The sequence below is a fragment of the Flavobacterium sp. LC2016-12 genome (assembly GCF_015351595.1).
GTDB lineage: Bacteria > Bacteroidota > Bacteroidia > Flavobacteriales > Flavobacteriaceae > Flavobacterium.
The window spans coordinates 25,746-45,224 of record NZ_JADKPT010000007.1 but is presented as its reverse complement, the minus strand read 5'-3'; the positions used below and the strand labels follow the sequence as shown (position 1 = coordinate 45,224).

General features: G+C 33.9%; 19 protein-coding genes. 4 read left to right on the top strand and 15 right to left on the bottom strand.

Translation table 11 applies throughout. From position 1 onward, the window contains the following. The first annotated feature begins 18 nt into the window (after positions 1-18). From IRZ99_RS12785 to guaB, 4 genes are all read left to right on the top strand, one after another. On the top strand, positions 19-885 hold the full coding sequence (locus tag IRZ99_RS12785; protein WP_194657633.1) for a hydroxymethylglutaryl-CoA lyase: 867 nt from the start codon (positions 19-21) through the stop codon (positions 883-885). A 77-nt stretch (positions 886-962) separates the two neighbouring features. Continuing rightward, a complete protein-coding gene (locus tag IRZ99_RS12780) occupies positions 963-1,514 on the top strand; it encodes a hypothetical protein (protein ID WP_194657632.1) in 552 nt (183 codons plus the stop codon). Between the two features lie 65 nt (positions 1,515-1,579). Continuing rightward, complete coding sequence (locus tag IRZ99_RS12775; RefSeq protein WP_370527663.1) at positions 1,580-2,911, top strand: DUF5723 family protein; 1,332 nt, start codon at positions 1,580-1,582, stop codon at positions 2,909-2,911. A gap of 336 nt (positions 2,912-3,247) precedes the next feature. Next, positions 3,248-4,720, top strand: a complete 1,473-nt coding sequence (gene guaB / locus IRZ99_RS12770) for an IMP dehydrogenase (protein WP_072975780.1) — start codon at positions 3,248-3,250, stop codon at positions 4,718-4,720. Positions 4,721-4,779: 59 nt separating this feature from the next. On the opposite strand, the gene IRZ99_RS12765 is transcribed toward guaB, so the two are convergent. The 15 genes from IRZ99_RS12765 to IRZ99_RS12695 form a co-directional block, all read right to left on the bottom strand. Beyond that, positions 4,780-5,619: a hypothetical protein gene (locus IRZ99_RS12765; RefSeq protein WP_194657630.1), complete on the bottom strand. Its 840-nt coding sequence runs from the start codon at positions 5,617-5,619 to the stop codon at positions 4,780-4,782. Positions 5,620-5,720: 101 nt separating this feature from the next. Beyond that, positions 5,721-6,017, bottom strand: coding sequence for an RNA polymerase alpha subunit C-terminal domain-containing protein (locus IRZ99_RS12760; RefSeq protein ID WP_228519081.1), 297 nt, complete (start codon positions 6,015-6,017; stop codon positions 5,721-5,723). A gap of 94 nt (positions 6,018-6,111) precedes the next feature. Then, positions 6,112-6,996, bottom strand: a complete 885-nt coding sequence (locus tag IRZ99_RS12755; protein ID WP_194657629.1) for a L,D-transpeptidase — start codon at positions 6,994-6,996, stop codon at positions 6,112-6,114. A 90-nt stretch (positions 6,997-7,086) separates the two neighbouring features. Continuing rightward, positions 7,087-7,650 (bottom strand): hypothetical protein, encoded by a 564-nt coding sequence (locus IRZ99_RS12750; RefSeq protein WP_194657628.1) that lies wholly within the window; start codon positions 7,648-7,650, stop codon positions 7,087-7,089. Positions 7,651-7,656: 6 nt separating this feature from the next. Beyond that, complete coding sequence (locus IRZ99_RS12745; RefSeq protein ID WP_194657627.1) at positions 7,657-8,151, bottom strand: hypothetical protein; 495 nt, start codon at positions 8,149-8,151, stop codon at positions 7,657-7,659. Between the two features lie 62 nt (positions 8,152-8,213). Continuing rightward, a complete protein-coding gene (locus IRZ99_RS12740; RefSeq protein WP_194657626.1) occupies positions 8,214-8,795 on the bottom strand; it encodes an NUDIX domain-containing protein in 582 nt (193 codons plus the stop codon). Positions 8,796-8,849: 54 nt separating this feature from the next. Further along, complete coding sequence (locus tag IRZ99_RS12735; protein WP_194657625.1) at positions 8,850-10,121, bottom strand: adenylosuccinate synthase; 1,272 nt, start codon at positions 10,119-10,121, stop codon at positions 8,850-8,852. A 95-nt stretch (positions 10,122-10,216) separates the two neighbouring features. After that, entirely contained in the window at positions 10,217-10,675 is a 459-nt protein-coding gene (locus IRZ99_RS12730; protein WP_026981862.1) for a Fur family transcriptional regulator, read from the bottom strand. Positions 10,676-10,859: 184 nt separating this feature from the next. Beyond that, a complete protein-coding gene (locus tag IRZ99_RS12725; protein WP_194657624.1) occupies positions 10,860-11,402 on the bottom strand; it encodes a hypothetical protein in 543 nt (180 codons plus the stop codon). A gap of 21 nt (positions 11,403-11,423) precedes the next feature. Further along, the gene (locus IRZ99_RS12720; RefSeq protein ID WP_072975766.1) at positions 11,424-13,643 is read right to left on the bottom strand and encodes a bifunctional (p)ppGpp synthetase/guanosine-3',5'-bis(diphosphate) 3'-pyrophosphohydrolase; all 2,220 of its coding nucleotides are present in this window, start codon (positions 13,641-13,643) and stop codon (positions 11,424-11,426) included. A gap of 230 nt (positions 13,644-13,873) precedes the next feature. Further along, positions 13,874-15,412, bottom strand: a complete 1,539-nt coding sequence (locus tag IRZ99_RS12715; protein ID WP_194657623.1) for a serine hydrolase — start codon at positions 15,410-15,412, stop codon at positions 13,874-13,876. Between the two features lie 13 nt (positions 15,413-15,425). Next, entirely contained in the window at positions 15,426-16,217 is a 792-nt protein-coding gene (locus IRZ99_RS12710; protein WP_194657622.1) for an RNA methyltransferase, read from the bottom strand. Between the two features lie 201 nt (positions 16,218-16,418). Beyond that, complete coding sequence (locus tag IRZ99_RS12705) at positions 16,419-17,345, bottom strand: DUF2167 domain-containing protein (RefSeq protein WP_194657621.1); 927 nt, start codon at positions 17,343-17,345, stop codon at positions 16,419-16,421. A gap of 45 nt (positions 17,346-17,390) precedes the next feature. Further along, complete coding sequence (locus IRZ99_RS12700; protein ID WP_194657620.1) at positions 17,391-18,476, bottom strand: phosphoglyceromutase; 1,086 nt, start codon at positions 18,474-18,476, stop codon at positions 17,391-17,393. Between the two features lie 61 nt (positions 18,477-18,537). After that, positions 18,538-19,479, bottom strand: coding sequence for a hypothetical protein (locus IRZ99_RS12695; protein WP_194657619.1), 942 nt, complete (start codon positions 19,477-19,479; stop codon positions 18,538-18,540).

The window sequence follows — 19,479 nt, the reverse complement described above, 5'->3', positions numbered from 1 at the left end:
TTCACAAAAGAATAAGCTTTGAATAAAGAAATCAAGATTATCGAATGTCCGCGAGATGCCATGCAAGGTATCAAAACTTTTATTCCGACAAAAAATAAGGTTTCGTACATACAGTCGCTGCTTCGAGTAGGCTTTGATACCATTGATTTTGGAAGTTTTGTTTCTCCAAAAGCAATTCCGCAAATGCAGGATACTGCTGAGGTTTTGGCGCAGCTTGATCTTTCTAAAACTACAAGCAAATTACTGGCGATAATTGCCAATACACAAGGAGCGGCAGCAGCTTCAGAACACGAAGCTATTCAGTATTTGGGATTTCCTTTTTCTATTTCAGAGAATTTTCAAATGCGAAACACCCATAAAACGATTGCTGAATCATTAATTACACTGGAAGAAATTCTTGAAATTGCCGATAAGAAAAACAAAGCAGTTGTAACCTATCTTTCAATGGGATTTGGAAACCCGTACGGAGATCCGTGGAATGTTGAAATAGTAGGAGAGTGGACCGAAAAACTTTCAAAAATGGGCGTGAAAATACTATCACTTTCTGATACCGTAGGAAGTTCTACTCCGGAAGTGATAACTTATCTTTTTTCTAATTTAATTCCTAAATACCCTCAAATCGAATTTGGGGCACATTTACATACAACACCAGACAGTTGGTTCGAAAAAATAGATGCCGCTTCAAAAGCAGGTTGTACACGTTTTGACGGAGCTATTCAGGGATTTGGAGGCTGTCCAATGGCAACCGATAAACTGACAGGAAATATGCCTACAGAAAAACTAATATCTTATTTTACAGCCAATAAAAAAACAACCGGCCTTAATTCTTTAAGTTTTGAAAGTGCTTATAATGAAGCGTCAAAATTGTTCGGTAAATTTCATTAAAAAGTAGTACATTTATTATTTATATGTAATAACCATTTGCAAAACAGTGTTATTACGGACTATCTAATAGAGTAGTTATGAAAGCAAACATCCTAAATAGAATTCCTAAAATTTTAGTTTTTGCATTCCTGTTTTTTTCGTGCTCAAGTGATTTAGATTTTGATCAGACCAAAGATCTTAAGCTGGAACCTGTATTTGTAGCTAATCTGGCTTATTTTAATGTTCGGGCAACTCAATTGGTAAATGATGGATCGCCACAGGTAATATCTGATGTTCAGGGTTTTGATGCTTTTAAGGATGAGTTTTTTAGAGATAATCTCGTAAAAACCGAATTCGATTTTGAAGTTGATAATACTATAGTTAGAGCTTTTAGAATCGAGCTGCAGCTTTTAGATGCTAATGATCAAACACTTGAAACCAATTTCTATTCGGTTCCGGCTTATTCAGGTGGTTCTAATGTTATAAAAATTCCGACAGAAGTTTATGAAAATGAAAGATTAGATCTTTTAAAACAGACGGTCAAATTGAAGTTTATTATCGGAATGCAGTCTGGACCGCCATTAGACGAAAACAGTACTGGAAATTTGAAATTTCGCTCAAGTGCAAACGTTTATATGGTGATCGAATGAGGAAAGCGTACCTAATTTTAATGCTGTCACTACAGTTTGTTTGTTTTAGTCAAAACAGACAACTCTTGTATAATTTTACATCGATTCCACAATCCTCATTGGTCAATCCTGGTGCTGATGTTTCGTATAAATACTATTTCGGTATTCCTGTTTTATCTGGAATTTCGGCTAACGTTGGTTCAAGCAGTTTTTCGGCTTATGATTTATTTGCCAATAATGGGGTAGATTTTAATGATAAAGTCCGAAATATTGTAAACAACTCATCTAACAAAGACAAAGCTCAGGTCAATGAACAACTAGAATTATTTTCAGGAGGATTTAGAGTTGGAGGAGAAGACAGTCAGTCTTATATTTCATTTGGAGCCTATCAGGAATTTGATTTTTTGATGTACGTTCCAAAGGATCCTGCGATATTTTCCTTATACGGAAACAAAGATTATGTCGGTAAATCATTTGATTTGGCTGATATCAATGTAAGGGCCGAAGTACTTTCAGTTCTTCATGTTGGTTTTCATAAAAAACTAAATGAAAAATTTGTTTTAGGAGGTCGTGCCAAGTTGTATTCAAGTGGTGCAAATGCGACGTCTACACGAAATTCAGGATTTATTTATACAACTCAAATTCCGGGTACTCCTAATCTTTATACACAAGTAATCTCGTCAAATCTGGAACTTAAAACATCTGGAATTGCTAAATTTACCAAAGATGAATATGATGGAAATGTTGCTAAAGATATTGCACATAACACCTTTTTTAATGGTAGTTTAGGTTTGGGGCTTGATGTAGGATTTACATATTACTTCAGAGAAAATCTACAGTTTACAGCAAGTATTATCGATCTCGGATTTGTAAATCAATCTAAAGACATTGAAACTATTACCTACAAAGGAAATTACAGATACGAGGGTGCAAATCCTATTTTTGAATTTACAAATGATCCTGAAGATGTTTTTGATGATTTCGAAAAAGCAATTCCACGTGATACGCTTTATAACAAATACACTACCTGGCGCCCGACCAAATTGTATTCATCTGTTCAATATTCTTTTGGAGAGTCCAGATCAGACGAGGAGTGCAACTGCAAACCATCCGACAAAAGAAGATATGCTAATGCAATTGGAGGCCAACTATTTGCTATGACTATGCCAAATGAGCCTTTTATAGCTTTTACGGCTTTTTATAGAAGAAGCATTTTTGAAAAATTAGATTTCAAGACTACTTATACATTAGATTCTTATTCAAGCAAAAACATTGGTCTGGGACTTTCCGGAACGATCGGGAAGGTCAATATTTATGCTCTCGTCGACAATGTTCTGGAATATCGAGATGTCTCAAAGGCGAATAGCCTGGCGTTTCAATTCGGAATCAATTTTATTGTCCCTGAATCACAAGATTAGTTTTTTCTTTTTCACCATATACGTAATATAAGTTCATTTTATTTTGTTGCGTGATAAGATAGCGATCATATAATATAAGAGACATCATTTCTTATATGATTTTAAAAAAAACGCGGATTAAATTATGCGCAAAAACTTATAACTTATATGGTTAAGAAAACATCCAGGAAGCCCTATTTCTTATATGATTTAAAAAAATACGCCGATATGAATTATACGCAAAAACTTATATAACTTCGATGAACTTATATGGTTCAAAAAAATTAAGAATAAGTTAGTATTCTTGTTTCCAATTTATTCACTATATTTGCACGCAATTCAACTAGAAATTGCAACATGATAGCACACAACTCCAAGATCATCGGCGAAGGTTTAACTTACGATGATGTATTATTAGTACCTAACTACTCGAATGTGCTTCCCCGCGAAGTGAGTATCAAATCAAAATTTTCAAGAAACATAACACTAAACGTTCCAATTGTATCTGCAGCTATGGATACAGTAACCGAAAGTGCAATGGCAATCGCTATGGCGCAGGAAGGCGGAATTGGTGTTTTACATAAAAACATGACCATCGAGCAACAAGCTGGAAAGGTTAGAAAAGTAAAGCGTGCAGAGTCCGGAATGATTATCGATCCGGTAACATTACCAATGACTTCGACAATTGCAGATGCAAAAAATGCAATGAAAGAATTCGGAATAGGTGGTATTCCAATCGTTGACGAAAACAAAATCCTAAAAGGTATTGTTACGAATCGTGACTTGCGTTTCGAGAAAAACGGTGCAAGACCAATTGCTGAGGTAATGACAAGTACTAACTTAGTTACTGTTGCCGAAGGAACTTCATTAGAACAGGCAGAAGTAGTTTTACAAGGTCACAAAATCGAAAAACTACCAGTTGTAAATGCTAAAAATGAATTGGTTGGTTTAATTACTTTCAGAGATATCACAAAATTGACTCAAAAACCAATCGCAAACAAAGACGTTTACGGACGTTTAAGAGTTGCTGCTGCAATTGGAGTTACTGGTGATGCTGTCGAAAGAGCTGCTGCACTAGTTGCTGCAGGTGTTGATGCTATTATTATTGATACTGCTCACGGACATACTGAAGGCGTTGTAAATACATTAAAAGAAGTAAAATCAAAATTCCCACAAATAGATGTAATTGTTGGAAACATTGCAACTCCTGAAGCAGCTAAATATTTAGTAGCCAATGGTGCTGACGGTGTTAAAGTTGGAATCGGACCTGGTTCTATTTGTACAACCCGTATTGTTGCCGGTGTAGGTTTTCCTCAATTTTCAGCAGTATTAGAAGTTGCTGCCGCGATTAAAGGAACCGGAGTTCCAGTTATTGCTGATGGTGGAATTCGTTACACAGGAGATATTCCTAAAGCGATCGCTGCAGGTGCTGACTGTGTGATGTTAGGTTCATTATTAGCAGGAACAAAAGAATCTCCAGGTGAAACTATCATTTTTGAAGGAAGAAAATTCAAATCATACCGTGGAATGGGTTCTGTTGAAGCAATGCAAACAGGTTCAAAAGACCGTTATTTCCAGGACGTTGAAGACGATGTTAAAAAATTAGTTCCGGAAGGAATTGTGGGTCGTGTTCCTTACAAAGGTGAATTAAACGAAAGTATGCTACAATTCATTGGTGGTCTTCGTGCCGGAATGGGATACTGTGGTTCAAAAGATATTCCAACTTTACAAGAAACAGGACGTTTTGTTAGAATCACGTCAAGCGGAATTACGGAAAGTCACCCACACAACGTAACTATTACAAAAGAAGCTCCAAATTATTCAAGATAATTTTTAGTTTTCATTATAAACAAAAGGCATAAGGTTTAAACTCTTATGCCTTTTTTTATTTAATTTTTGATGATTTGAACGGCCTGATTAAACCCACTATTAGATTTTAACTTGAGAGTAAACAAATCTTGTTTTACTTCAAAATTAAGTCCAATATCTAAAACAAATTTCGTAGCAAAATGGTTGGGAATATCATAAACTAACTTTCCGTTTCCGTTTCCATCGGCATTTATATTAAATTTTCCTTCATCAAAGGCTATTTTTGCAACGTACTTTTGATCAATATCAAAATTGGCAATTTGATTTGTCATATTGACTAATTTGTAAATTGTGGTAATTTCCATATCAATAGAATTTCCAGGAAGCGGAATCGTAAGAGGAGTTACTTGCGTAAATGATTCTCCAATCTTCATTTTTTTCTCCGGCAATGCAATCTGCGAAAACATACTTTGAACTGTTTGAAGCAGATTTTTTTTGAATGTTTCGTCCAATTCTTTTGAAACAACTGAGTCTAATTTTGGCATTGTTGAAACTGACGCCCTACCATAAATAAGAGTTCCATTGGGGATAATAACTTTATTTTCTGAATTAGTAGTTTTAAGAAATTCTATAACCACAGGAAAATTTCCGTCTTTTTCTATTTTGCCCGTTTTAAAAGCAGATTCTATTATAGTTATACTTTTTGCTAAAGTCGGATTTTCGATACCATTACTTTTTAGTTTTTCCAGTAGTTCATCAGAAGCTATATAAAGTAATTCTGTGTCTGAAGATTGTTCAACAACTTGTTTGTAAGATGTTTGAGGAGAATATCCAATTTTAAAATCAAGTATTTCTTTTGATGATTGTGCGTAATTAAAAACAGGAAATGAAATAAGAAAAAGTAGAAGTATATTCTTCATGGTTTTTAACCTTAAAACTATTTTGGTTTTTAGATGTTTTAAGAGAGACGAAAATAGGAAAATAAAAGTGACCAGAAGTAAAAAAAAATACATTTTGAAGTTTAATCTTCTCGAAAGTTTAGGCTATGCTTTTTCAATTCTTCCAATAGTTTTGGAATTGAGCTTGGTCCAATTCCGTGTAATGATATGATTTCTTTTTTTGAATATTTTGATAAATCCTGTACAGTTTTGATTCCTTTATTTTCTAAAGCTCGTCTTGCCGGGGCTGACAATACAGATAAAAGCCCCGATTGTGGTTTACGCTCCTGTTCGCAAATTGGACAAGTAGGGCAATCGCTCGTTTTAAAATAGTGATGCCCTTTTTTACAAGTTCTGTTATTTTTAGAAGAGGAGATCATTTTTGTTTTAGATTGGAATATAAAATTACCTAAAAAAAACAGCTGATGCAATATTTTAAAATTGCATCAGCTGTTTTATATAAAATATAATATTCTAAAGAGCAGCAGTTTGCTTTTCTGTTTCTCTAATTTTCTGATTTTCTAAAATCTTTTGAACAAAAGGTTGAACCTGAGTTTCAATTTCCGACTCTGAGATATTTAATGCTTCTGGATCTTTTACTAATTCCAGCCATGGTTTAGGTCCGTCAAAATTATAGCTTCCAAAAACGATTACAGGTGTTCCTTTAACTTTTACATTTTCACTGTCTTTCAGAACCCATTCGTCTGCCCATTTATAAAGGTATTTTGCATCTTTTTCTAATAAACGCAAACAAGAATGCGATGCAGGATAACCGGGTAATTCATATTGATGAAAACCAACTCCCAGTTTATTTTCAATATTGAAATTCCATTTTAAGTCCCATTCGTCATTAAAAGTACTTGTTGTTTTTTCAGCTTTCCAGTTGGTAAAAAACAATCCGGTTGGTGTTGGATCTTTTTTTCTTCCCATATTCGTTGGTCCGGTATAAACAAGTTCTCCATTTTCATAAGCGGCAAAAGTCTGCGTGGGATAGGAGAAAATCAATACTTTAGAAACATCTTCTAAAGCTGATACGTGTATTGGAAATGGTAAATAATAAACCAAATCGCCACTAAAATCATTCGGAATTACAACCGAATCCATTTTGGCAATATTTGCTTTATCCGTTCTATTTATAGCGTAAGCAATATAAAGTTTGGTTGAATCACCTTTGATGGAATCAAGCCATTGTTTTGTTTTTTCAAATTTAAAAGCAATAGTTGATTCTGGTTTTTTGTATTCAACGGTTTTGCGAATCTTTACTTCACTTTGTCTTATAGTCTTCTTTTGTTCACAAGAACCTAACAATACTAAAACAATCAGAAACAAAACATTTGATGTGTAATATAACTTTTTCATAAAAACTGGTTTTTTATATGATGTAAAGTTATTTTACTAATTGCCCAAATTAATTACACAATTTGCTGAATAGTTTATTTGATTATCATTCTAAGAAATTAAATTCATCTGGTGTAAGTGGTCTAAAATTAGTTTGAAAAGTTGCAATAATGATTTCAAAGTCTCAAAGTCATGAATTTTGCCATCGATGAAATAGGATAATTCGTATTCACTCTCAGGAAGTTTCTCTTCCCAGATTCCTTTCTGGTCTGAAATCATTAGATTTACTTCTTCCTGAGATTCAAGAAGAGTTCTAATTTCTTTGTTTTGTAATAATGTTTTTATTTTAAATTCATTATTACTCTTAATGGTAAAAGCTTTGTCAAATTCAGGATATCCAATTTCTACATCTTGTGCCCCAAATATTTTCTCTATTTTTCGAATAAAGCCTTCGCGATATATTTCGAATCTAAAGTTGTTTGATAAAGTAAGCGGAACGATAATTCTTGTGGTTTCGCTGCTATATTTTCCTGACCAAACCGTAAAATTATCAAAAGTTATTTTCCATTTTTTGTATTCAATTTCAGTTGAGTCAGATCGCCAGGAATAGCCTTCTTTAAAAGTTCCGTCAGTTTCTTTTGCAAATTCTTGCCAGATGTTAATTTGATTTTTCATAAAACTTTAAGTCGATTGCTCTTTCCATGTTTCTAAAAACCATTTACCACCAATTTTTTCAAAATAGAAATCTGAATATATTCCATTATCAACTCCTCTGATTTCTACAACCGTTATGTTTTTTTTAATTTTTATTTTTTGTGTATAGCGATCTAATTCACGAGTCAAAGCATCTTTCGGATAGGTGAAATCTAGTTTTGTGTAATCAGATTTTAAGATAGTTCGCTCTTTAAATTCGGACTTGTTTTCATCTAATTCTGCCATAGATTCCAAGTCAATTTCTTTTACTTTTAAGGGGAATTTTACTCGGCTAATTTGAAAAACCGAATCACGATTAAATTTAGCTAAAAATGTTTCAAAGTTTTCGTCAGTAACATTTGGAATTTGTTTTTCAGTCTTTTTGCTTTTTTGTTTTGTAATTTCCGGTTTTGTGATTTCATTTTTACAATTGAAAAAAAGAAATGAAATAAGCAAAAGAAGAATAGTCGATATTAGGCGCATAAGCATTAGAATAAAGTAAGATAAAGTAAGGTAAAGTAACTAATTAAATGTACAAAATATCTTTAAATCAACCCTTTTATCTTAGCATGTTGCAACAAAATAATAGTTTTCGCATCTACAATTTCGCCAGATTCGATCATAGCATACGCTTCTTCAAAAGTATACTCTAAAACTTCAATATTTTCTTGTTCAGAAGCTAATCCGCCACCTTCGCTTACTTTCATACTTTCATCGTATTCGCCTGTAAACAAATATAAGATCTCGGTTACGGCTCCTGGAGACATATAGGTTTGGGTAACTTTTTCTACTTTTTTAATGCGATAGCCAGTTTCTTCTTCAGTTTCACGAATGATACATTCTTCAGGATTATCTTCGTCTAAAAGTCCCGCACAAACTTCAATCATCATTCCTGTTTTATTTCCGTTAAGGAAAGTTGGTAGACGAAATTGTCTTGTTAAGATAACTGTTTTTTTAGTCGAGTTGTATAATAAAATTCCAGCTCCATTTCCGCGATCGTAAATTTCGCGAACGTGAGTCTGAATTTTTTCATTTTCTTTTTGATAACTAAAAGTAACCTTATTCAGGATATACCAATTGTCTGATAATAATTTGGTTTCTGTAACTTTAATTTCCGGGTTTTTCATGGCGTAAATATTTGTATAAAAAAACGCCCTGATTATCAGAGCGTTTAGTAATTGTTATTTTGTTATTGTTTGCTTTCTGTCAGGCCCAACCGATACAATTTTGATTGGCACTCCAACTTCTGCTTCAATAAATTCAATATATTCTTTTAGCTCAATTGGCAATTGCTCATAAGTCGTTAAACCAGTTAAGTCTGCTTGCCATCCTTTAAATTCTTTATAAACAGGAGTTACATTCTCTGGCTCAATGTTATAAGGAAAGTGAGAAATGATTTGACCTTTATAGTTGTACTCCGTACAAACTTTTAAAGTTTCGAATCCTGAAAGAACATCACCTTTCATCATCATTAACTGAGTTACTCCGTTTACCTGAACAGCATATTTTAAAGCTACTAAGTCTAACCATCCACAACGTCTTTGTCTTCCTGTAACAGATCCAAATTCGTTTCCAACTCTTGCCATTGTAGCACCAACTTCGTCAAAAAGTTCAGTTGGGAAAGGTCCGCTACCAACACGAGTAACATAAGCTTTAAAAATTCCGTAAACTTCTTTGATTTTGTTAGGAGCAATTCCTAAACCAGTACAAGCTCCGGCAGCAGTAGTATTTGATGAAGTAACGAAAGGATAAGTTCCGAAATCAACATCTAATAAAGATCCCTGAGCACCTTCGCATAGAATAGACTTACCTGCTTTTTGAGCCTGGTACATATATTCTTCACTGTCAATGAAATCTAATTTTTTTAATTCTTCGATAGCTTCAAAAAACTCTTTTTCAAGTTCAGCTAAATTATATTGAATAGCAACATCATAAAAAGCAATCATTGCTTCATGTTTGTCTGCTAATGCTCTGTAACGTTCTTTGAAATCTTCTAATTCAACATCTCCAACACGTAATCCGTTTCTACCAGTTTTGTCCATGTAAGTTGGACCAATTCCTTTTAATGTAGAACCAATTTTTGCTTTTCCTTTTGATGCTTCTGAAGCTGCATCTAATAAACGGTGTGTTGGCAAAATTAAATGCGCTTTTCTTGAAATGATCAATTTACTTTTGATGTCAAGGTTAAATTTCTCTAAACCTTCAATTTCTTTTTGAAAAACTACCGGGTCAATTACAACACCATTTCCGATGATATTAATAGAATTTTTATGAAAAATTCCAGAAGGAATGGTTCTAAGTACGTGTTTAATTCCGTCAAATTCTAATGTATGTCCTGCATTTGGTCCTCCTTGAAAACGTGCAATAATATCATAATTTGAGGTAAGAACGTCAACAATTTTTCCTTTACCTTCATCTCCCCATTGTAATCCTAGTAATAAATCTACGGTCATTCTGTTTTAATTTGCGTTGAGGCAATTTAAGTTGCCCTACTGATTAATGTAGTTAATTTTCTTTTTTTTATTTTTTGAATAATTCCCTTTCCGGATTATTGTTTTTGCTTTTTGTTTCCGTAGAAATAAAGTGAGTGATTCGTAATTTCGATATCAAATATTTCTTCGATTGTTTTTTTGATGGTTTGAATTCTTGGATCGCAAAATTCAATTACTTCGCCAGAATCGGTCATAATAATATGATCGTGCTGCTTGTCGAAATACGATTTTTCGTAGTAAGCCTGATTTTGTCCAAATTGATGTTTTCTAACCAAAGCGCAGTCTAACAATAACTCGATCGTGTTGTATAAGGTTGCTCTACTCACACGATAGTTTTTGTTTTTCATTTTAATATAAAGGTTCTCTATATCAAAATGCTCTTCGCTATCGTAAATTTCCTGAAGTATAGCATAACGCTCAGGAGTTTTGCGATGCCCTTTTTGTTCAAGATACATTGTAAAAACATTTTTTACAATTTCTTGATTCTTAGTGTTGTCAGTTGAAATGAGTGTCATATCCGGCAAAGATAATTTTTTATTTTTAATGAATAAAAGTTTCGGGTTTAAAGTTTAACGTTCGAATATCAATTTGATTAATAATAATGCAATAAATACAGGCTTTTGCCCCAATTATTTTTACGAAGTTCAAACAAACTTAATTAACATAATTATTTTTATTTATGATAAAACTAACAAATTTTTATTTGGTTTTTGACATGTACATATACCAGTTCCATTCCCAAGTTTTTCCCTTATCATCAGACATGGCCTGGCTCCAAACCGGATTATCTCCATCTCTGGCATCCCAGCGAAATACCTGGAATACTTGTTTTCCTTCAAAAATATCTTCTGAGAAAAAATGACCTACTTTGTTTTCAAATGAGCCAACGACTGGTCTGTCTAAAGTTCCTGTAGTGGAATCAGCCCAATAAATACTCCACAGTTTTGTTTTAGGATTAAATAATCGAACTGTCATTCCTTCAAAAGGTTCGCCATCAAAAGTGGCAAGGAAATTATCGATATTTCCAATGCCATTTAAAATCTTGTACATTTCCTGAGTGGATGGGAATTCAATCCATTCTGTACAATTCGAAAATCTTGTTTTTAATTTTTTGTTTTTGATAATAGATTTCCCCTGAAAAAAATCGAAATCATCTTTTGAAGAAGTTTGAGAAGCAACAATTAAAAGTGCTCCATTTTCATCAAATTGTATTTTCGGAATTTCTAAGGATTCTGATTTCATAAATTCTACTAATTAAAAGAATTAGGTTCTATACTCTCGAGTTACTTTATCGACCCCATCAATTTTTTTGATAGCATTGATCATTTTTTTCAAAATGGTATTATTCTTTACAATAACCGCAATCTGTCCGTGAAAAATTCCGGCATCTGTACTCAAAGAAATACTTTGAATATTGACACTCATATTGTTCGAAATAACTCTTGTTAATTGGTTGGTAAGTCCTAAAACATCCATTCCTGTAATGTTGATAATGGCTTTGAATTCTTCCTGAGATGAATCAATCCATTTCGCACTCATGATGCGATAGGCATAATTTGATTGCATTCCGATGGCGTTTGGACAATCTTTTTTATGCACTTTAATTCCTTCGTTGATGGTTACGAAACCAAAAACATCGTCACCCGGAATTGGGTTACAGCATTGCGAAAGTTTATAATCAAGCTTATCATGTTCTGTTCCAAAAACCAGCATGTCATAATTACTGCTGATGACGGGTTTATGAATATCTTCATCGGCAGTATCTTTATTTCTTTTAATTTTATTTTTAAAGAAATTGATAATCGTGTTGCTCTTTTGAGCTGCATAATCTTTTAACTGCTGATTTTCAATGGCACCAATTCCAACTCTGTAAAATAAATCCAGACTGGTTTTTAGTTTGAAGAAGTTTACCAACTCGTTGATAACCTGTTCGCTGATGGTTATTTTAAGATGCTTTAATTTTCTTGTAAGTAGTTCTTTTCCTTCTTCAGCAATTTTTTTAGTGTTCTCGTTAAGAACGTTTTTGATTTTATTTTTGGCACGTGATGTCGTTACATATTCCAACCAGTTTACCGTTGGCTTTTGGTTGGCTGATGTAATCACTTCAACCTGATCACCACTTTTTAATTCGTAATTTAACGGAACTAAACGTCCATTTACACGAGTTCCTCTCGTTCTAATTCCAATTTCTGAGTGAATGCTAAACGCAAAATCCAGCGAAGTCGCGCCTTTTGGCAACGATTTGATTTCTCCTTTTGGCGTAAAGACGAAGATTTCTTTTGAATATAAATTCATTTTAAAATCTTCCACAAAATCCACCGCATTGGTTTCCTGATTCTCTAATGCTTCGCGAAGAAGATTTAGCCAAACATCCAATCCGCTTTCTTCCGTTGCGCCGTTTTTATATTTGTAATGTGCTGCGTAACCTTTTTCGGCAATTTCGTCCATACGCTCGCTTCGCACCTGCACTTCAACCCAACGGCCTTTCGGTCCCATCACGGTAATATGCAAAGCTTCATAACCGGTTGATTTCGGTGATGAAATCCAATCGCGCAAACGACTCGGACTCGGTCTGTAGTGATCTGTTACAATCGAATAGATTTTCCAGGCCACAAATTTCTCATCATGCGGATCTGCTTTGTAAACGATTCTAAGCGCGAATTTGTCGTATACTTCATCAAAACTTACGTTTTGCGCACGCATTTTTCGGCGGATCGAATAAATAGATTTCGGACGCCCTTTTATGATATAATCGATTTCTTCTTTATCCAGAGAATTTTTCAAAACATCCGAAATATCTTTGATATAAGCATCTTGCTCTTCTTTCGTTTCCCTGATTTTGCTTACAATATCATTGTAAACATTGGGTTCGGTGTATTTTAAACCTAAATCTTCGAGTTTGGTTTTGATGTTATAAAGTCCCAAACGATGGGCGAGTGGAGCATAAATATATAAAGTTTCTGAAGCGATTTTGGTCTGTTTGTATTCTACCATTGAATCCATTGTCTGCATATTATGAAGACGATCGGCCAATTTGATCAGAATAACACGAACATCATCGTTCAGTGTCAGGATCATTTTTCTAAAATTCTCAGCCTGCATAGAGGCATTTAAGTCTTTTTGAACCAGCGAAATTTTAGTTAAACCTTCAACTAATTGTGCCACTTTTGGGTTGAATAAACGCTCAATATCTTCAACAGTTATGGGAGTATCTTCAACAACATCGTGCAATAAGGCCGCAGCAATAGAGGTCGCTCCCAAACCAATTTCGGAAGCAACAATTTTCGCAACTGCAATAGGATGAAAGATATACGCTTCTCCAGATTTGCGTCTTTGCTCTTTGTGGGCGTCAACAGCCACATCAAAAGCTTTCCGGATTAGTTTTTTATCAGCGGGTGTTAAAGTCTGGTAACTTATTCGAAGTAATTCTTTGTATTCCTGCGCAATCGCTTTGTTTTCTTTTTCAATATCTATTTCTATCATAACGGCATAGTTCAAGTACTAAAAATAAGCATTAGTTTGAATATACGCAAGGGAATTGATTGCTGATTTTAGAGTTTAGATTTTAGATTTTTCGAACGTGAAATTGCTTAGAATTTATATTCTTTTACATTAAAAACGGACTTAAACTTCGCTTAGTCTGACATGGAATAAAACCTGTCTGTTTCAAAATTAAATTCGCAGAATTTAATCTAAAATCTAAAATCTAAAATCTAAAATTTTGAAAAGTCCAAATCCTGAAAATCGTAACTGAAATCAGTTAATTCAGAAATTGGGAGCATTTTTAGGTTTATCACTTTTCCGCTTTCATCATATTTGAAAAGCAAATGAGCATCAGCATGGAAAAAAGCATTGTTCCACTTTACCACATAATTGCCATCTTTGTAGAAAAAAACTTCTCCAACTAGTTGAGAAGATCGTTTTGAAGCAAAATAGAGTTTTCCTTTTTTCTCTGTTATGGTAATTTCTCCAAACCAATTGTCTTTGTAAGTTCCTGTGATTTTAGAAAAATCAGTTTTTATTTTGTTTTTTTTGTTTTTGGCAACAGTTGCCCAAACTTCATCAGTTACTTTATCGGCAGACGCTTCACTAGCTTTCACTCGGTTGCTGTAAACCGTCACGTAATCGTCCGATTTAACGCCTAAATAACTGTCTTTAATTGTATTGGTTATTGCGCTAAAAGCCGCTCCGGATTGTTGATTGGTTAATACAATAATTCCCAAACCAATTTCCGGAATCAAGGTAGTTTGCGTTACATTTCCTTCTAAACCTCCGGTATGCGAAACTTGTTTGTATCCTTTCACATCACTTAAAAACCAGCCTAAACCATATCCTGAAAAATGAGTATTGTAAGGTGGTCTTGTTTTGGCTGGAATAATGGTTTGTAATTGCCACATTTCATCGTGTTCTTTCTCTGAAAACAGCTGTTTATTATCCCCGTATTTTCCGTTGTTGATTTGTAAAATCGCCCATTCACTCAAATCATTTACACTGGAGTAAATTCCGGCAGCTCCATCAAAAAGGTTATTTTCATAACGTTTGATTGTTTTTAATTTCCCATCAGTCGGAACGTGAGGCGTAATAACATTGGAAGTATCCTTCAAGCGTTTTAAAGAAGCTACACTTTTGTCCATTTCTAATGGCTTCATGATGCGTGTTTCTACAAAATCAGCCCAGGTTTGGCCGCTTACAACGTGAACAATTTCACCTGCAATGATGTACATTAAATTGTCATAATCGTATTTGGTTCTAAAACTTGAAACAGGTTTTAAGTATCTTAAATTATGAACAATATCTGCTCCTTTAAAATCGCTTCCGTCAGGCCATATCATCAAATCTCCTGCTCCAAGTCCTAATCCGCTTCGATGCGTTAGTAAGTCACGAATCGTGAATTCTTTGGTAACATAATCATCGTACATTTTGAAATCCGGGAGATATTGGATCACTTTATCATCCCATTTTATTTTTTTCTCATCCACTAACATGGCAAGTGCCGCACTTGTAAAAGCTTTACTGTTTGATGCAATTCCAAAAAGGGTGTTTGCATCGACTTTTTCCTGCGTTGTTATAGATTTTACACCATATCCTTTTGCTAAAATTACTTTTCCGTCTTTGACAATGGCAACAGCGATTCCAGGAACATCAAAAGCTTTTATGGTGCGATTGACCAATTCGTCTACTTCAGTATTGGTTATTTGTGCCGAAAGTGAAAAACTAAATAATAATGCTAAAAAAGATAATTTGTAGTTCATGAGTAGGTGGTGTTTAGTTAAATCCTCTTTGACGTTTAGCTTCAAAAATTAAAATCGCCGCCGCAACCGAAACGTTCATACTGTCGATTTCGCCCTGCATTGGAATAATGATATTTTGGGTAGCTGCATCGCGCCATTCCTGTGTTAATCCGGTGGCTTCTGTACCGACAACCAAAGCTGTTGGAGTAGTGAAATCCTGAGTATGATAAGAGGTTGAATTTTGAAGTGTAGCGCAATAAAAGTCAATCTTTTTTTCTTTCAAAAAAGTAATGATTTCATCCGTGGTTCCGGTTGCGATTTGGTTGGTAAACAAACAGCCTACGCTTGAACGCACAATATTTGGATTGTATAAATCACTTTTTGGATTGGCAATTAAAACCGCATCGAGATTGGCAGCATCGGCAGTGCGCAAAAGTGCTCCTATATTTCCTGGTTTTTCAGGTGCTTCAGCTACTAAAATTAGTGGATTATCAGATAATTTTAAATCTGATAACTGCATTGATTTGGTTTTGGCTACAGCCAAAATTCCTTCCGTTGTATCTCGGTAAGCTAGTTTTTGATACACTTCTTTGTTAATTTCTATTAATTGAACGGCTGAATTCACCAGTTTATTAATTTCATTTTCAGTAACCAATTCCGGTAAAAATAAAACGGTTTCTAATTCATATCCTCCTTTTAAGGCGATTGAAATTTCACGTAAACCTTCAATCAAAAATGTTCCTGTTTGTTTGCGGGCTTTTGCTTTTTCCTGCAGTAAAACAAGTGATTTTATAAACGGATTTTGAATGGAAGTGATTTGTTTCATTTTTTTAAAGGCTCAAAGTTGCAATGGTTCAAAGGTACAGAGTTTTTTTCTTCCTGCAAGGTTTTCGAAACCTTGTAGGTTTCAGTAAATGAAACAAAAAAGTTTGCCACGAATTACACTAATTTTTACGAATTAGTATTGCTTTAATGCGAATAACAAATTAGTGAAAATTAGTGTAATTTGTGGCAAAAAGATAATAATTTATTCCTCAGTAGATGCTGTTTCCTCTATAAGTTCTTCCTCTTCTTTGGGTCTTGTCATAACCTGCTCTTTTTTCCCAAAAAGGAATTTCTTTACAGCTGCAAATGCCGCAATAAGACCAATGACAATCACTTTTCCGAATTTTGCCAAAATAGCAAAGAAGCCCACTTTTGCCAAAACTTTTCCAGCAACTAAACCTCCAATAGTCCATGCTGCAACGGTATCAGTATCTGCGTCAAAGTCTAAGTATTTATGGCCGTCGTTGAATTCGACGCTTTTTAGGATTCCCGGAATACTGGCTTTAACTTCAGCAAGTTCGCCCATATTAGAAACGGCTGAAATATTGTACATTCCTTTTCTTCCTAAAACTCTTAAATCGTAGTTCAAGGTATTGACTTCGTCTTTCCCAAATTTTAATTCTTTTGCCCAATGCAATACTTTCAAATTAGTATCATAATAAGGTTTTGATGCCCAGCCAATTAATTGAACTTCTGCATAACCACCTTTTTTTCTTTCTTCATTTTCAGCTTTCATGTCTTCCTGCATCGTCTTAAGAAGATCATCATAGTCAATGTCGTTTGCATCATCATCTTTTACAAAACCATCGCCTTGGTAGCTTATTACAAACAACCAGCTGTTGCTGTGTGTAACGCCTTTTCCATCCGGAACAAGTGAACCTAAAACGGATTCATCTTTCGGATTTCCCCATAAATCACTTAAAACATGTTGGGTTTGTGCTCCGTTTAAGAATTTAAATCCTTTAGGAACGTTTACTATTCCTTCTCCTTCAGTTAACGTGATTTTCCCTGTTTCATATTTCAGAGATTGCTCAATTTTGTCATAATAGGCTGCAGTCGTATCGGCCTGCGCCATCATTTTCGGAATAAAAATATGGCATAGAAAAATACTTAGTAGAATTTTTTTCATTGGTTTTGGTTGGTTTTAATTGGTTGATTATTGGCGTTGTTGAATTTATTTTTGAAGTATTTGCGGAATTTCACTAGCTACAGGATGTGAAGTAGTAAAATTATATCCCATAATTTTAGCGATGGTTTGAGCAAATTGTTTTTGATACAATTGCGATTCCGTTTTGATTTCGCCTTTTGGTGCAATTTCTGGTCCCATAGCTGCAAACCAAATTTCAGAGGCTCCCGGAACATCAGAACCATGATCTGTCCATTGGGCTTTTGTTTTGTCACCACGGCCGTGATCTACTGTGATCAACAAAGTAGTTTTGTTTTTGTATTGTGGGTCGTTTTGCACAAAATCCCAGATTTCTTTAATCCATTTATCAACCTGGTTGGCAGCATCAAGGTAGGATCTATAATGTCCGTGATGCGCCCATTCATCTGTTTCGCCATATCCGATATAAAGTACTTTTGGTTTATTGGTTTTAAGCTCATTTAGAGCTTGATAATGTGTAAAAACATCCAGACATTCGTCTTCATGAAAAGGTTTATATGAATTATTTCGTATGTCATTTAGTAATTTTTGAGTTGCTGTAGGTTTGTTTCCTCCAACATTATCATAAGCCGAAATAACAGGAAAACCACTTCTTTCTTCATTCAAAATTCGGTCAAAAGCATCCCAGGCACCAAAAGCGGCTGTTTTTCCTTTAAGCTTTGGCTGTTGATTTAGAAATTCTAAAATATTCACATTTGGATTAGCCTTGTAACCATTTGAATTAATAGCTACGTCAACGTTTCCGGTCATAATTTCACTATATCCCGGATAACTAAACCAATAAGGATTGGCTACATCTACTTTACTGCCAAGATCACGATTACCATAAATTTGCCCTTTCAAAGCAATCTCCGACCATAAAAAAGGCATTAGTTTTTTACGGCTTTCTTTGGAATCAATACTTGAATATTTTTTATAAATATAAGTGCTGTCTCCCTGATTGAATCTTTTATCATTGGCAATTGCAGAATCCATTCCTTTAAAAACTTCTTGCCATCTAAAACCATCTGTGGTAATGATGATGATGTTTTCTGTTTTTTGTGCTGAGGACAAAAAGCTTGTGAAAACAAGAACAATTAAAATTAGTTTTTTCATGTTTTTTGAATTTAAAAGTTGTGAAACAAGATCTTAAAATCCTATTTATTTGATATAAACTTTATTCTACGTCATTAAATGAATTTACTTTATATATTAATCGAAGTTTAACAGGGTCTTTTTTCGAATTAGGGTATTCCTCACTATTAACCCTTTGTTCAAATACTTTCATTATATCTAAATCCAAATCATCTTTAACAGCATAAGTTATTTCGTTTTTTTTCTTTTTTAACTCAAATTCTACCATTAATTTGCCGGATTTCATTGAATTTTTAAATAATTCATCGAATATTTTATCTGTTTTTTTTATCAGCAATTCAATATCTTCAAAGGAGCTATTTTTATTTAATTCGTCATCAGAACTTAAAACAATTACCTTTTCCAGAATTGTTTCTTTTATTCCTTTAGAAACAGAATCAATTTCTTTTCCATTTTGATATTGTTTGGAAGCAACGTAATTGGTGTTTGTAGGGTTTGGAGCCTCATCTAACCATAATAGTTTTAAATCTTTTTTTAGCAGATTTAAAATATAATTATGCTCTTTTGTTTCTACAATTAATAAGGGTTCCTCAATATCAAATGATATTACGGACCAATAATATTTTACCTCATTTTCGTTGGCTTTTCGAATGGTGTATTTATTTGAAACTTCATTTTTAAATTCATCCCAAATTATTTTGGAGTCAAACATATCCTGGCTCATTTTACCATCTAATATTATATTGTCTACATGAAATTGAATTTCTCCACCTTCTATTTTTTGTATTTTTTCATTGCCTTTAAATCTTTTCCAGAGTGCAGGGCCAATGATAAGATTGTTTTGTAGTATTTTATAATCGTTGTTTTCTGATAAATTATCGCTAATTAGTTTTTTAGCTTTTTCAACGGTTTTCGCATCAGCATATTTATAAACGACACCTTTTGGAATTGAGATCGTTTCATTCTTTTGCGCATGCGATAAAAAGCTTGTGAAAACCAATAAAATTACAATTACTTTTTTCAT

Excerpts from the sequence above, each read along its gene's own strand:
- IRZ99_RS12780 (WP_194657632.1), top strand. The coding sequence starts at position 963 with ATGAAAGCAAACATCCTAAATAGAATTCCTAAAATTTTAGTTTTTGCA.
- guaB (WP_072975780.1), top strand. The coding sequence starts at position 3,248 with ATGATAGCACACAACTCCAAGATCATCGGCGAAGGTTTAACTTACGAT.
- IRZ99_RS12765 (WP_194657630.1), bottom strand. The coding sequence starts at position 5,619 with ATGAAGAATATACTTCTACTTTTTCTTATTTCATTTCCTGTTTTTAAT.
- IRZ99_RS12760 (WP_228519081.1), bottom strand. The coding sequence starts at position 6,017 with ATGATCTCCTCTTCTAAAAATAACAGAACTTGTAAAAAAGGGCATCAC.
- IRZ99_RS12755 (WP_194657629.1), bottom strand. The coding sequence starts at position 6,996 with ATGAAAAAGTTATATTACACATCAAATGTTTTGTTTCTGATTGTTTTA.
- IRZ99_RS12750 (WP_194657628.1), bottom strand. The coding sequence starts at position 7,650 with ATGAAAAATCAAATTAACATCTGGCAAGAATTTGCAAAAGAAACTGAC.
- IRZ99_RS12745 (WP_194657627.1), bottom strand. The coding sequence starts at position 8,151 with ATGCGCCTAATATCGACTATTCTTCTTTTGCTTATTTCATTTCTTTTT.
- IRZ99_RS12740 (WP_194657626.1), bottom strand. The coding sequence starts at position 8,795 with ATGAAAAACCCGGAAATTAAAGTTACAGAAACCAAATTATTATCAGAC.
- IRZ99_RS12735 (WP_194657625.1), bottom strand. The coding sequence starts at position 10,121 with ATGACCGTAGATTTATTACTAGGATTACAATGGGGAGATGAAGGTAAA.
- IRZ99_RS12730 (WP_026981862.1), bottom strand. The coding sequence starts at position 10,675 with ATGACACTCATTTCAACTGACAACACTAAGAATCAAGAAATTGTAAAA.
- IRZ99_RS12725 (WP_194657624.1), bottom strand. The coding sequence starts at position 11,402 with ATGAAATCAGAATCCTTAGAAATTCCGAAAATACAATTTGATGAAAAT.
- IRZ99_RS12720 (WP_072975766.1), bottom strand. The coding sequence starts at position 13,643 with ATGATAGAAATAGATATTGAAAAAGAAAACAAAGCGATTGCGCAGGAA.
- IRZ99_RS12715 (WP_194657623.1), bottom strand. The coding sequence starts at position 15,412 with ATGAACTACAAATTATCTTTTTTAGCATTATTATTTAGTTTTTCACTT.
- IRZ99_RS12710 (WP_194657622.1), bottom strand. The coding sequence starts at position 16,217 with ATGAAACAAATCACTTCCATTCAAAATCCGTTTATAAAATCACTTGTT.
- IRZ99_RS12705 (WP_194657621.1), bottom strand. The coding sequence starts at position 17,345 with ATGAAAAAAATTCTACTAAGTATTTTTCTATGCCATATTTTTATTCCG.
- IRZ99_RS12700 (WP_194657620.1), bottom strand. The coding sequence starts at position 18,476 with ATGAAAAAACTAATTTTAATTGTTCTTGTTTTCACAAGCTTTTTGTCC.
- IRZ99_RS12695 (WP_194657619.1), bottom strand. The coding sequence starts at position 19,479 with ATGAAAAAAGTAATTGTAATTTTATTGGTTTTCACAAGCTTTTTATCG.